Raw genomic sequence first — 13558 nt, 5'->3', positions numbered from 1 at the left:
CTCACTCGCGCAGAGTGGCGATCCGGGACGTGAGCGCGGCCACCGCGACGGCCACGGCGAGGACCGCCGCCAGGGGCAGGAGCGGCAACCGCACCGTGCCGGTGAGCGAACCGGAGACCAGGCCCGTCACCGCGGCCTTCGCGGGTGAGCCGTCGGTCACGAGGGCGAGCAGCGAGCCGAGCACGGTGGCACCGAGCGACCAGCCGTGCCGGTGCAGGACCGGCCGGGCACAGAGCGCCCCGACCGCCGCTCCCAGCAGGGCGGAGCACCCGGCCGCCAGCAGTCCGGCGAGCGCGGCGGACAGGAGCGGAACGGTGACGGTGTGGTCGGTGCTGACCGGTTCGCTGATCAGCAGGACGGTCCCCGTTCCCGCGGCGCCCAGGACGAGCGCGCATCCGAGGCCGGTGATCAGCGAGGCGCAGTGGGCGCGCGACGGTCCGACGGCGGCGGCGGTGACGGCCCGTGCGGCGGGCGGCTCCTGGGTGACGCAGAGCCGCAGGAGCCAGGCGGCCACGGGGAGCAGCGCGGCGGCGGCGTAGCCGAGCGAGTCCAGCAAGGGCTGCCCCGCCTGTACGCCGATGCCCAGGACGGCCGCGTACAGGAGCAGGGGCGCGAGCCAGCGCTGTGAGCGTCCCAGCAGCGCCGCCTGACAGCGCATCAGGGCGCTCGTGCCACGGACCGGCGACCCTGCCGCACGGGTGGGAGTGGCCGGGCGGGCCCTTCTGTCCGGCCCGGGGGCGGCGGCCGCCGAGGCCGGGGCCGGCACCGGGACCGGCAGCCGTGAGAGCCCGGTGATGTGCCACGGCGGGCGGGCCGTGATCAGAGCGTGGAGCAAGGGGTCCGAGTGCGCCACGGTGGTCGTGAGCTGGATCGCGGCCGGATTGCGGGTGTCCCGTTCCACCCCCGGTGCCCCCGGCAGCCCGGAGGGGAGGGCGGCGGACGCCTGACCTGTCGCCTCGATCCTCACGGCCGGGCCGGGATCGCCGGGCGGAACAGCCGCCGCCACGGTGAGGGTCCGCCCCTCCAGCCGGTAGGCGGCGTCGGCCCGCCCCGCGAGCCTGCTCCGGCCATGGTCGACGAACACCACCGTGGCACCGTCGGCCACCCGCTTGGCGACGGCCCGGTCCAGTTCGTCGCGGGCCACCATGTCCAGTCCGGTCCATGCCTCGTCCAGGACGAGGAGATCCGGCTCGGCCAGGAGCGCCTGGGCGACGACGACCTTCTGGCTGGTGCCCTTGGAGAGTTCCGCGAGCGGCGTACGGGCATGGCCCGCGGCCCCGAAGCGTGCCAGCCACTCCTCGGCCCGTGCGGCGGCCTCGGCGGTCGCAAGCCCGTGGACGCGGCCCATGTGCACGAGATAGCCGGTGGCGGTGAACGGGAGCGCCGCCGGGAAGCGCTCGGGGACGTAGGCCGTGCGCGGCCGGCCCGTGACGCGTCCCTCCGTCGGCGCGTCGATGCCGGCGAGCAGCCTCAGCAGGGTCGACTTGCCGACGCCGTTGGCACCCTCGATCCGGACCAGGGTGTGCGCGGGCAGGTCCAGATCGAGCCCCCGCAGCACCCACGGACCGCGCAGGCCGTAGCGCCGGCCCACATCACGCAGGATCAAGACGACGACTTCTCCGGCTTGAGCTCGCTGGGCCGTACGATCACGAACCCCTCGCCCTGGAGCATCAGTTGGACCGCCTCGCCGGACCCTCCACGCACCATGGAGCCGACGCTCTGCGAGCGGTGCAGAGAGGTGGAGAGCTGAGCGCTCCAGCCGACCACCGCGTCGGTGTCGACGTACACCGGCTGCTGCGCGGTGACCGGGATCACGATCGGGTGGCCGTCGCAGATCAGGCCGAGCTTGCCGAATCCGCTGAAGACGCTGTTGAAGAGCCCACCGCCGGTCATTCCGGCGCCCTTCACGGTTTTGATCTCGTAGGACAGGCTCGCGTCGAAACACAGGACGTTACGGCCGTTGATGGTCAGGACGTCGCCCTGCTCCATCTCCACGATGAAGCAGTTGGCCGCCTCGTGGGCGAACCACGCCTCGCCCTGGCCCCTGACCGCCATCAGGGCCAGCCCCTCGCCGGTCACCGCGCGCTTGAGCATGCCGCCGATGCCCTGGCCCTTGCGCTCGAACTGGAGATTGCCGCGGAAGGCGATCATCGATCCCTGACGCGCGTGCATCTCACCGTTGACGGCGTATTTGATGGATTTGGCGTTCTGCAGCGTCATACCGGGGACCGTGGCCGGCTGCGCCATGTGCTCGCTGGAAAAGAGGTCGCTCTTCATGCGGTGCATCCTCACCCGGAGCCCTGCATTCCGCCAAGGACGGGTTGTCGGAGGGGCCTGGCAGACTGGGGTGTGTGAGCAGCGACAGCATTTCTGAGCCCTTTTCCGCAGCGCCGGAGGCCTCCGCCGACAGTCCGTTCCGTTCCGGACCGACGCTCCGGGACGAGGCCCCGCAGTTCGTTCTGCCGCTGGTGGTGCACCTCGAGAAGACCGACCCCCCGGAGCGCAACGACGCCTTGGTGACCGCCGCCCGCGCGGTACTCACGATCCTCTCGGACCCCCGCTCGCTGAGCGAGGACGAGGCCGGGGCCGAGGGCGAGTGGGCGCGGGCCATGCACGACTGGCAGGACGCCCGCATCCGCAAGGTGGTGCGGCGGGCGCGCGGCGCGGAGTGGCGCAAGGCCTCCACGCTGCCCGGGATCACGGTCACCGGTGCGCACGCCGAGGTCCGGGTGTTCCCGCCGGTGCCCCTGGACGGCTGGCCCAAGGAACTGGCCAAGCTCCAGGTGTCGGGCACCGACCTGGACGACCCCGCGGCCCCCGCCGCTCCCGACCCGGCGGGACCGGTGCTCTGGATGAATCCGGACGTCACCATGTCGGCGGGCAAGGCGATGGCGCAGACCGGACACGGCGCGCAACTCGCCTGGTGGGAGCTGTCGGACACCGAGCGCAAGGCATGGCGTGAGGCGGGTTTCCCACTCTCCGTCGCCACCCCGGACGCGGCCGGCTGGCGCGAACTCACCACGAGCGGGCTGCCGGTGGTGCGGGACGCCGGATTCACCGAGGTCGCCCCGGGATCGTGCACGGTCGTCGCCGACCACCCGGCGCTGCGCCGCTGATCACGGGATTGTGTCCGGCCGTCGGGGCGGCCGGACCGGGGAACCTCAAGTTCAGCTCTGAACGTCCCCCTTTTCGGGTTCACCGGCGCCTGGCGGGGCCATGACCCCTGAACAGAACGGGGAGGGACACCATGGAACTGGGGATCGGCATCGGATGGCGGCCGGAGATCGCGGACGCCGTCGAGGCGCTGCCGGGGATCGACTGGGTCGAGGCGGTCGCGGAGAACATCTGCACGGATCACCTTCCCGACTCGCTCCTACGCCTCCGGGAGCGCGGGGTCACGGTCGTCCCGCACGGGGTCTCACTCGGTCTGGGCGGGGCCGAGCGTCCGGATCCCGGCCGTCTCGCCGGCCTGGCCGCGCGGGCCGAACTGCTGGGTGCGCCCCTGGTGACCGAGCACATCGCGTTCGTGCGCGCCGGGGGGCCGTCCACCGCTTCGCCGGTGCTGGAAGCGGGCCATCTGCTGCCGGTGCCGAAGACCTGGGACGCGCTGGACGTGCTGTGCGAGAACGTACGGATCGCGCAGGAATCGCTGCCCGTCCCGCTGGCCCTGGAGAACATCGCCGCGCTGATCTCCTGGCCGGGCGAGGAGCTGAGCGAGGGTCAGTTCCTCGCGGAACTGGTCGAGCGGACCGGCGTACGGCTGCTGATCGACGTCGCGAATCTGCACACCAACCACGTCAACCGCGGCGAGGACCCCGCGACCGCACTCGACGAACTCCCGGTGGAGGCCATCGCCTACGTCCATGTGGCCGGCGGCATCGAGAGGGACGGTGTCTGGCACGACACGCACGCCCACCCTGTGACACGCCCGGTCCTGGACGTGCTGAGCGAGCTCCGCTCCCGCGTCGACCCGCCGGGGGTCCTGCTGGAGCGCGACGACGACTTCCCGCCGGCCGAGGAACTGGCCTGTGAGCTGACCGCGATCCGCGGCACGCTGGCCGCGGCTGCCACCACGGCGAGGGACAGCCGGAAGCGGCCCGCAGGGCCCACGGAACCGGGCGCACGTGCTGCGGGCGCCCGCGACCGTACCGCCGTGGCACAGACCGCGCTGTTGTCCTCCCTCGTGGCCGGCACGCCCACGCCGGAGGGCTTCGACCACCGGCGCCTCCGGGTGCAGAGCCGCGCCCTGGCCGCGAAGCGTGCCGATGTCGTCGCCAAGGTCGCGCCCGAACTGCCCGAGATCCTCGGCGACGGCTACCGTGCGGCGTTCCTGGCGTACGCCAGGAACCGGCCGATGTGCGCCGGTTACCGTCGTGACGCCCTCGACTTCGCCGAGCACCAGCTCATCGCGGACCTGCCGGCCGACGACGCGGCGAGGCGGCAGCTGACCCGCTGGTGGCAGGACCGCGCGGGGCCACGACCACCCCGTCGAGGGACCCGGCTTGTCCACGCCGCCCGTACCGCCCTGCTGGGAAGGTGACCTCCTTGAACAGCCTTGCCGTCCTGCTGACCCTCGCCGTGGCGGTTTCCTCGACTCTCCTGATCATCGCCACCCGAAGGGCCGGCCGGCGCGCCGGCGCCGGCGACCGGGTGCACGACCGCGCCGAGGCAGCCTTCCTCGCCGGCGGCCCTGCCCGGGTCGTCGACACCGCGCTCACCGCGCTGCACATGGACGGCCGGCTGGCCGTCGGCGGCCCGGGAATCGTCGCCGTGTACCGGGAGGAGGCCCGTGACCCGGTGGAACGTGCCGTCTTCCAGGAGCTGGCCGCCGCCCCGAGCGGAGCCCTGCACACGCTGCGCGAGGCCGTCATGCGGCACGAGGCCGTGCAGGAGATCGGCGACGGGCTCGCGGCCCGCGGGCTGTTGGTGGCACCGGAGGGGAACCGGAACCGGCGCCGGTGGGCGCTGTCCCAGGGTGTGGTGTGCGTCGTGGCCTTCCCTCTGGCCCTGGCCGCCACCGTCCTGCAGTCGATCCCGTACGACGACTACGCGGACGTACCGTTCCCGTTCGTCGTCAAGATTCTTCCGGCGATCGTGGCCGGGATCGTCATCGGCTTCGTCACCGCCTCCTCGGCCAAGCGGCGGATCACCCGGGCGGGGCGGCGCGCGCTCGACGGCTTCCGGGGCTCGCACGCCCAGGTGGTCGATCCCGCCCACCTGGTGGCCACCTCGGGGCTGCGCGCACTCCCCGATCCCGTGCTCCGAGGGCGGTTGGTGACAGCTGCCGGGCAGCGGCCCGTCCCGCGCGCCTCGTCGACGGCCTCGACCACCACGACCGCCGCGCTCGTCCCGGTCGTGTGGTGTGCCGGGGCGGGTCCCGGTGGCGGGAGCTGCGGCAGTTCCAGCGGCGGGGGCGGTGACTCCGGTTCGGGGTCCGCCTGCGGCTCGGGGTCGGGCTGCGGCAGCAGTGGTGGGTCCAGTTGCAGCAGCGGGTCGAGCTGCGGCGGCGGCTCCAGTTGCGGCAGCAGCTCGTGAGGACCTCGACCCGGCGAGCGTATGGATGCAGCCACCGATGACCACCTGTGACCGACATCAGTCCGTATCGTGAACAGGTCATGGCGCTTACTTGCCGGTTTCGCATAGAACTCGGCCATGCTCTGGGTCATGCTCCTTCTGGTCGCGTGGGGCGCGGCCGCCGCCTCCTGCATCCGGCTGTGTCTCGTCACCGCAGGTGCGGCGCTGCGGCCGCCCGTCGCCGAACGGACGGCCGTCTCCCCTGAACTCACCCTGTACGAAACGGCGTTCCTGGCCGGCGGTCCGCAGCGGGTGGCCGATCTCGCCCTGGTCTCCATGCATGTGCGGCGCAGGCTGCTGCTCGCCCACACCGGCTGGGTGACGGTCGTCGACCCGGAGGGCCGGGACGAGGTCGAGCGCACCGTGATCAGCGCGATCGGCCCGGAGGGACAGTCCCGGACAGCCCCGGTACGGGCCGCAGCGGCGGCGGCCGACGCCGTGCGTTCCCTCGCGGACCGTCTCGTCGCCGCAGGGCTCGCCGTACCGCACGGGACACGGACGGCCCTGGAGTCGGCGGTGCGGGGCGTGCGGGGCGCGGCCGTGCTGGTGAGCGTCCTGGCCGCCACCGCGATGCTGATGCCCGGTCAGGAGACGGGCCACGCGGGCCCGGTGGCGGCCTGGTTCGGACTCCCGCTCGTCCTGACGCTGGGCAGCCTGGCCGTCGCGCGGGTGGAGAACCACCCGTACAGCCCGTGGGCCTCCCCGTCCGGACAGCACTGGCTGGACTCGCTGCCGGCCCCCGTGCACGGCGCGGACCGCGATCTGCTGGCAGCGGTGGCCGTACAGGGGGTGGGAGCCCTGGAGGACCCGGGCCTGCGGGCGGCCCTGCTGAGCGGGGCGCGGACCGGAGGCCGACCCACCGGTCCGTGGGCGCGCGTCACCAAGGGCCGCCCCGTTGCCGGGAGCGGCCCTTGGTGACGTCATATTCCGTTGTGCGGCCCGGGACACATCGGCCGGACACGGCGAGGAACGGCGGTCCGCGGAGAGGAATGGCTGACTCCCCCGCGGGCCGCGGCAGTTCGCCGGCCGTCGGCCGATGTGCACCCGGCACCGGACCCGGTGTCGCTGGAACGACGGGCGGCGTCACACACGCCGTTGCCCGCCAACTGATCTTCCGGGTCGGGATGACCGGAAACGCTGGCTATGCGAGTCCGGACACCAAGTCTGCGACGGACTTCCTGCGCCCCGTGTAGAACGGCACCTCTTCGCGGACGTGCAGCCGCGCCTCGGAGGCCCGCAGGTGACGCATGAGGTCGACGATGCGGTACAGCTCGTCGGCCTCGAACGCCAGCAGCCACTCGTAGTCGCCGAGCGAGAACGCCGGGACGGTGTTGGCGCGGACGTCCGGGAAGCCCCGGGCCATCTTGCCGTGGTCCGCGAGCATGCGCCGGCGGTCCTCGTCGGGCAGCAGGTACCAGTCGTAGCTGCGCACGAAGGGGTACACGCTGACGTAGTCGCGCGGGGTCTCGTCGGCCAGGAAGGCCGGGATGTGCGACTTGTTGAACTCGGCGGGGCGGTGCAGCGCCATGTTCGACCAGACCGGCTCCAGGGCGCGGCCCAGCCTGGTGCGCCGGAAGAGGTTGTACGCCTCCTGCAGGGCGTCGGAGGTCTCGGCGTGCCACCAGATCATCAGATCGGCGTCGGCCCGCAGACCGGACACGTCGTAGGTGCCGCGGACCGTGACGTCCTTGGCCGCGAGCTGGTCGAACAGCTCCTGGACCTCGTCGGCGTAACCGGCACGGTCGACGGGAAGGACGTCCTTCAGCTTGAAGACGGACCACAGGGTGTAGCGGATGACCTCGTTGAGGTCCTTGGCCTTCTTGCCTGCGTTCGGAAGCTTTTCTGGCGCACTCATACGGCTATTGTCCCGCCTCGCTCCCGGTGCCTCGAACCCGGGTCGGCGTGTTGTCGATCTCCCCCGCGGCCGCGCCAGTGAGGTCCTGGACGATCTCGTCCGCGGCGCGGTGCGCGCTCGCGATGCAGGCCGGGATCCCGACCCCGTCGTACACCGCTCCGCACACCCGCAGACCGGGCAGCTCGGCGACCTCGTCGCGGATCCGGGCGACCCGGCCGAGGTGGCCCACGGGATACTGGGGCAGCCCGCCGATCCACCGGGTGACCTCGGTGTCCACGGGCCGGGCCGTCAGCCCTGTCGCGGTGGCGAGGTCGCCCAGGGACGCGGCGACGAGCTCGGAGTCCTCACGGTGCAGGTGCTCCTCCTCGCCGTAGCGGCCGACGGAGGTGCGCAGCACGAAGAGGTCGGGGGCCGCGTCGGCGACCCACCGCCACTTGTTGCTGGAGAAGGTGGCGGCCTTGATCGTGCGCCCGTCGACGGGCGGTACCAGGAAACCGGAGCGTCCCCGGAGCGCTTCGGCCCCTTCGATGTCGGAGCGCCGGAACGCCATGGTGACCAGGGCCATCGAGGCGTACTCGACGGCCGCGAGCTCGACCGAGGCGGCCGGGCACTCCGCGGCGAGCAGGGTGGAGGCTGACCAGGCGGGGGTGGCCAGGACGACGGCATCGGCGGCGATCACCCGGCTGTCGGTGCGCACGTCCCAGCCCTCGCCGGTGCGGGTCAGCCCGAGGACCGGGGTCTCCATGAGGATCTCGGCGCCCCCGGACCGTACGGCGTCGGCCACCGCGCCCGGCAGGGTACCGATGCCCCCCTCGATGCCCTGGAACACCGGTCCGTCCTGCTGCCGGGCGGCGGCCCTCCTCTGGATGCGGAGTACGCCGTCGAGGAGCGGGCCGCCCTCCTTCACGGCCTCGAAGAGCTGGGGCACGGCCGCACGCATCGAGATCCGGTAGGCGTCGCCCGCGTACACCCCGCCGAGCAGCGGTTCCACGAGCCGGTCGACGACCTCCCGGCCGAGCCGGTCGGCCACGTACGAACCGACCGCGACGTCGTCGCCGACGGCGGTCGGGGTGAGGTCGCGCTCCTCGGCGATCCTGGCCAGGCCCTCGGGCGACAGCACCCCGCTGAGCGCCGCCGGGTCCCCCGGTACGCCCATCACGTGCCCCTTGGGCATCGGGCGCAGGGCGTCGCGCGTCCAGACCGAGGCCGTGGCGGTGGCCGGCGGCTGGAGCCGGTCGCCGAGCCCCACCGCGGTGGCCAGCGCGACCGCTTCGGGCCGCCGCGCGAGCATCGACTCGGCACCGAGGTCGACCTGGGTGCCCGCGATCTCGCCGGTCATCAGCTTGCCGCCGAGCCGTCCGGTCGCCTCCAGGACGGTGACCCGGAGACCGGCGGCCAACAGCCGGTGTGCGGCGGCGAGTCCGGCGATGCCACCGCCGATGACGACGGCGTGGCCCGTACGTGTGGTGTCGCGCTGAAGAGGACGCTGCATGGGTCCACTCTCTCAAACCGGCTCCGAGTCCCGAACGTGACCACTTCGAGATCCCCGGCAGGCAACCCGCACACGGGTCCCGTACGTCGAACCCGCATCATCGACAACGGTCCTGGGGGACGCGTCATGCCATACGAACTCCACACGCACAGCCATCCGCCCGATCGAACCGGCAGGGGCCGTCCACGCGCGCTCGCGGCCGCCGGACTGCTCATGTTCCTCCTGGCCACCGCGGCGTGCACCGCCTCCGACGACAGCGGTCCGGACCTGACATCCGCGGGCGACAGCAAAGCGGCCGCGCACGGTGCCACCGGCGCCGGCGCCGGTGAGAAGTCGACCGCGAAGCCCGACGGCGCCTCCTCCACGACGAACACGCAATCCAGCGTGGTGGCCCACATCATCCGCACGGCCACCCTCACCCTCGAGGTGAAGGACGTGCCGAAGGCGGTCGCCGCGGCCCACGGAGCCGTGACAAAGGGCATGGGCCTCGGCAGGGTCTCGGAGGAGACCGTGGAACGGCTGGACGACAGCCGTGAGGAGGCCCGTCTCGTCCTGCGCGTGCCGCAGCGCGACTACGAGCGTGTGCTGGACGAGCTCGCCGGCTCGGGAAAGGTGCTGTCCCGTACGTCGAACGCCAAGGACGTCACCGGGGAGGTCGTCGACGTCGAGAGCCGGATCGCCACCCAGCGGGCGAGCGTCGCACGGGTCCGCGACCTGATGGACAAGGCGGAGAAGCTCACCGACGTGGTGACGCTCGAGGGCGAACTGAGCAGCCGCCAGGCCGATCTGGAGTCCCTGCTCGCCCAGCAGGCGTCGCTGAAGAACCGCACCTCGCTGGCGACGATCACTCTCGAGCTCAGCGAACCGTACGAGGAGGGAGAGGGCCCCGGGAAGGAGGACACCGGCTTCCTGGACGCGCTGGGCGGCGGCTGGGACGCGTTCGTGACCATGCTGCGGTGGATCGCCGTGGCGATCGGAGCGACGGCGCCGTTCCTGGCAGCCGCAGCCGTCCTGGCGCTCCTGTGGCGGCTGCTTCGCGGCCGTCCGCGCGGGCGCCGCACGGCGCCGACGCGGGCCGCGGAGACCTCCGAGGCCCCGCCGGCCCCGTAGGCGCCGTAGCGTGGGCCCGGACCTGCATACGGCGGCGAAGGGACCTGGGGCCATGGCGACGGAGCGACTGGTGATCGTCGGAGGCGACGCGGCGGGCATGTCCGCCGCGTCGCAGGCCCGCAGGCTCAAGGGACCCGACGCGATGAGCATCGTGGCCTTCGAGCGCGGCGATTTCACGTCGTACTCCGCCTGCGGCATCCCGTACTGGGTGAGCGGTGACGTCGAGGGACCCGACGCCCTCGTCGCCCGTACGCCCGAGGAGCACCGGGCCCGTTCCATCGATCTGCGCACCCGCACCGAGGTGACGGAGATCGACGTCGCCGGGCACCGTGTGCGCGCGCTCGACCGCAACAGCGGCGAGACCTACTGGACCGGCTACGACAAGCTGGTGATCGCCACGGGCGCCCGGCCGGTGCGCCCCGCTCTGCCCGGCATCGACGCCCCGGGCGTCCACGGCGTGCAGACCCTGGGCGACGGCCAGGCGCTCCTGGAGTCGCTGGACCAGGCCCCGGGGCGCCGGGCGGTCGTCGTCGGCGCGGGCTACATCGGAGTCGAGATGGCCGAGGCGATGCTCAAGCGCGGTTTCGACGTGACCGTACTCAACCGCGGCGCGCAGCCGATGGCGACGCTCGATCCGGACATGGGGCAGCTGGTCCACGACGCGATGGACGGACTGGGCATCACCACGGTCAACGGCGCCGCGGTCACCCGCATCGACACCGGCGAGGACGGCCGGGTGAAGGCGGTCGTCACGGACGGGGGCGCCTACCCGGCGGACGTCGTCGTGCTCGGCATCGGCGTCGAACCGGAGACCGGCCTGGCCCGTGAGGCCGGTCTGCCGCTGGGGCCGCACGGCGGCCTCCTGACGGACCTGTCGATGCGGGTCGTGGGCCAGGACGACGTCTGGGCCGGCGGGGACTGTGTCGAGGTCCTGGACCTGGTCGCCGGCCGCACCCGGCACATCGCGCTCGGCACCCACGCCAACAAGCACGGCCAGATCATCGGGTCCAATGTGGGCGGCGGCTACGGCACGTTCCCCGGCGTCGTGGGCACGGCGGTGAGCAAGGTCTGCGACCTGGAGATCGCCAGGACCGGAGTGCGTGAGAAGGACGCACGCGCGGTCGGCCTGCGCTACGTCACGGCGACGATCGAGTCGACGGGGCGTGCCGGTTACTACCCGGGGGCGAAGCCGATGACGGTGAAGATGCTCGCGGAGTACCGGACGGGCCGGCTCCTGGGCGTGCAGATCGTCGGCCGTGAGGGGGCGGCGAAACGCGTGGACGTCGCGGCGGTGGCGCTCACCGCCCGGATGACGGTGGAAGCCATGACGGCCCTCGATCTCGGCTACGCCCCGCCGTTCTCGCCGGTCTGGGACCCGGTCCTGGTGGCCGCCCGCAAGGCCGTGACGGCGGTGCGGGCGGCGGGAGGCTGACTGCGGACAGCTCTCAGCGGGCCGTCTGCTCGTGCACGTACTCGACGAGGCGCGTCAGGGCGTCCGGGGGCGTGGTCGGCATGACGCCGTGTCCGAGGTTGAAGATGTGGCCCTCGAGACCGGCCGCGGCGTCGAGCACCTCGCGGGTCTTCGCCTCCACCGCCTCGGTCGGCGCGAACAGCACCGCCGGGTCGAGGTTGCCCTGGAGTGCCTTGCCGGGGCCGACCCGGCGGGCGCCCTCGTCCATCGGGACGCGCCAGTCCACCCCGACGACGTCCGCGCCGGCCTCGCCCATCAGGCCGAGCAGCTCGCCGGTGCCGACGCCGAAGTGGATGCGCGGGACGCCGTACGGCGCGACGGCGTCGAAGACCTTCGCGGAGGCCGGCATCACGGAGCGGCGGTAGTCGGCCGGGGCCAGGGCGCCGACCCAGGAGTCGAAGAGCTGGACCGCGGAAGCGCCGGCCTCGATCTGGACCTTCAGGAACGCGCCGGTGATCTCGGCGAGCCGGTCGAGCAGGTCCGCCCAGAGCTCCGGCTCGCCGTACATCATGGCCTTGGTGCGCTCGTGGTTGCGGGACGGGCCACCCTCCACGAGGTAGCTCGCAAGAGTGAACGGCGCACCGGCGAACCCGATCAGCGGGGTCGCGCCGAGCTCCGCGGTGAGCATCCCGATGGCCTCGGTGACGTACGGGACGTCCTCGGGGGTGAGGTCGCGCAGCCGGGCCAGATCGGCGCGGGTGCGGATCGGTTCGGCGATCACCGGGCCGATGCCGGGCTTGATGTCGAGGTCGATGCCGATGGCCTTGAGCGGGACGACGATGTCGCTGAAGTAGATCGCGGCGTCGACCTTGTGACGGCGTACGGGCTGCAGCGTGATCTCGGTGACCAGCTCCGGCATCATGCAGGAGTCGAGCATCGCGATGCCCTCGCGGACCTTCAGGTACTCGGGCAGCGAGCGCCCTGCCTGGCGCATGAACCAGACCGGGGTGTGCGGCACCGGCTCGCGGCGGCAGGCCTTGAGGAACGCCGAGTCATGGGTGGCGGGGGTCGTCCGCAGGCCCGACGAGGAGCCCTCCCCTGATCGGGCCGGGCTGAACTCTCGGGGAAGGTCGTTGGCACTCACGCACAGAATCTTCGCACGGAGCGGCAACGAGCCGGACGTCGCATGGGTGTCCCTCCCTGCACGGCGCTCCGGTTCCGCCTACTCTTCCCCGCATGGCTCCGGCTCAGGGACAATTTTCCGATCATTCCGATGGCACTGACAGCGAGGAGGGTGCGGACGGCGACACCGTCCCGCTCGCGTTCCGGTCGGCGGTCGACGCGCTGCGTTCGGCCCGCCTGCGCCCCGAACTGGAGGTCGAGCCCACACGGCCGCCGCAGCGGCTCGCCCCGCACGCGTACGCCGTGGAGGCCGCCGTCGTGGAGGGCGAGGACGATCTCGCCGACGGCCGCCTGGTCCTCCTGCACGACCCGGCCGGACATGACGCCTGGCAGGGCACGTTCCGCTTGGTGACGCTCGTACGGGCCGAACTCGAACCGGAGATGGCGGCCGACCCGCTGCTGCCCGAGGTGTGCTGGTCCTGGCTGACGGGCGCTCTGGACGCCCGGGGTCTCTCGTACGGGGAGGCAGGGGGGACGGTGACGCGCGCCGGCTCGCACTACTTCGGTGCGCTGTCCGAGCGCCGGCCCGCCACGCAGATCGAGATCCGGGCCTCGTGGACGCCGCGCGAGGAGCACGGCGGGGTGCCTGACATGGGGGCGCATCTGGTTGCCTGGGGCGATCTGCTGTCCCAGCTCGCGGGTCTGCCGCCGTCCGGTACGGCCGACGCGGCGGTGGTGACGCTGCCTCAGCGCCGAGGGCCACAGGCGCCATAACGCCACGTCACCTCCTGGGAGAGCCGGTCGCACGGGACCGGCCCTCTTTTCGTACAATCGATCGTCCGTCCTATTTGCCCGAATTGTTACTCACAAAATCGTGATCTTCCCCTAAAGGAGGACGCGCCTGCTGCCGAAGAGGTCAATGACCCTTCAAGCATGGTTCGCCCCGGCTTCACCCCCGAGCCGGCCCGTCCCGCCACTCCCCCCAGGAGGCCTG

Annotated in this window: 12 protein-coding genes; 7 read left to right on the top strand and 5 right to left on the bottom strand. The window is 72.5% G+C overall.

The genetic code is table 11. The features are described from left to right. Window position 1: 1 nt before the first annotated feature. Together ACFYSH_RS11850 and ACFYSH_RS11845 are read right to left on the bottom strand one after the other, a co-directional pair. A complete protein-coding gene (locus ACFYSH_RS11850; RefSeq protein ID WP_388752068.1) occupies window positions 2–1606 on the bottom strand; it encodes an ATP-binding cassette domain-containing protein in 1605 nt (534 codons plus the stop codon). After that, entirely contained in the window at window positions 1603–2277 is a 675-nt protein-coding gene (locus tag ACFYSH_RS11845; RefSeq protein WP_359473110.1) for an AIM24 family protein, read from the bottom strand. Before ACFYSH_RS11845 ends, ACFYSH_RS11850 begins: the two co-directional genes overlap by 4 nt. Before the next feature lie 74 nt (window positions 2278–2351). Between ACFYSH_RS11845 and ACFYSH_RS11840 the strand changes: the two genes are divergently transcribed. From ACFYSH_RS11840 to ACFYSH_RS11825, 4 genes are all read left to right on the top strand, one after another. Beyond that, on the top strand, window positions 2352–3116 hold the full coding sequence (locus ACFYSH_RS11840; RefSeq protein WP_388752066.1) for a peptidyl-tRNA hydrolase: 765 nt from the start codon (window positions 2352–2354) through the stop codon (window positions 3114–3116). 131 nt (window positions 3117–3247) lie between these two features. Beyond that, window positions 3248–4540, top strand: coding sequence for a DUF692 domain-containing protein (locus ACFYSH_RS11835; protein ID WP_388752064.1), 1293 nt, complete (start codon window positions 3248–3250; stop codon window positions 4538–4540). Between the two features lie 5 nt (window positions 4541–4545). Further along, window positions 4546–5535 carry a TIGR04222 domain-containing membrane protein gene (locus tag ACFYSH_RS11830; protein ID WP_388752062.1) on the top strand — a complete coding sequence of 330 codons (990 nt, stop codon included), beginning with the start codon at window positions 4546–4548 and terminating at the stop codon, window positions 5533–5535. A 117-nt stretch (window positions 5536–5652) separates the two neighbouring features. Continuing rightward, the gene (locus ACFYSH_RS11825) at window positions 5653–6492 is read left to right on the top strand and encodes a TIGR04222 domain-containing membrane protein (protein ID WP_388752060.1); all 840 of its coding nucleotides are present in this window, start codon (window positions 5653–5655) and stop codon (window positions 6490–6492) included. 223 nt (window positions 6493–6715) lie between these two features. Here ACFYSH_RS11825 and hemQ read toward each other — a convergent pair whose 3' ends face one another. Together hemQ and hemG are read right to left on the bottom strand one after the other, a co-directional pair. Beyond that, complete coding sequence (gene hemQ, locus ACFYSH_RS11820; RefSeq protein ID WP_359473095.1) at window positions 6716–7429, bottom strand: hydrogen peroxide-dependent heme synthase; 714 nt, start codon at window positions 7427–7429, stop codon at window positions 6716–6718. Window positions 7430–7433: 4 nt separating this feature from the next. Further along, window positions 7434–8921, bottom strand: a complete 1488-nt coding sequence (gene hemG, locus ACFYSH_RS11815; protein WP_388752058.1) for a protoporphyrinogen oxidase — start codon at window positions 8919–8921, stop codon at window positions 7434–7436. A gap of 126 nt (window positions 8922–9047) precedes the next feature. On the opposite strand from hemG, the gene ACFYSH_RS11810 reads away from it, so the two are divergent. Further along, a complete protein-coding gene (locus ACFYSH_RS11810; RefSeq protein ID WP_388752056.1) occupies window positions 9048–10031 on the top strand; it encodes a DUF4349 domain-containing protein in 984 nt (327 codons plus the stop codon). A gap of 52 nt (window positions 10032–10083) precedes the next feature. After that, window positions 10084–11463, top strand: coding sequence for an FAD-dependent oxidoreductase (locus ACFYSH_RS11805; RefSeq protein ID WP_388752055.1), 1380 nt, complete (start codon window positions 10084–10086; stop codon window positions 11461–11463). Window positions 11464–11476: 13 nt separating this feature from the next. Here the strand turns inward: ACFYSH_RS11805 and hemE are convergent, their stop codons facing one another. Continuing rightward, window positions 11477–12520 carry a uroporphyrinogen decarboxylase gene (gene hemE / locus ACFYSH_RS11800; protein ID WP_359473214.1) on the bottom strand — a complete coding sequence of 348 codons (1044 nt, stop codon included), beginning with the start codon at window positions 12518–12520 and terminating at the stop codon, window positions 11477–11479. Window positions 12521–12678: 158 nt separating this feature from the next. Here hemE and ACFYSH_RS11795 point away from each other — a divergent pair, with 158 nt between their 5' ends. Then, the gene (locus ACFYSH_RS11795; RefSeq protein ID WP_359473082.1) at window positions 12679–13338 is read left to right on the top strand and encodes a DUF3000 domain-containing protein; all 660 of its coding nucleotides are present in this window, start codon (window positions 12679–12681) and stop codon (window positions 13336–13338) included. Window positions 13339–13558: the final 220 nt, after the last annotated feature.

The sequence above is a fragment of the Streptomyces sp. NPDC005791 genome, assembly GCF_042871485.1.
Lineage (GTDB): Bacteria > Actinomycetota > Actinomycetes > Streptomycetales > Streptomycetaceae > Streptomyces.
The sequence above is the reverse complement of the archived record's forward strand: the minus strand, read 5'-3'. Positions and strand labels throughout refer to the sequence as shown.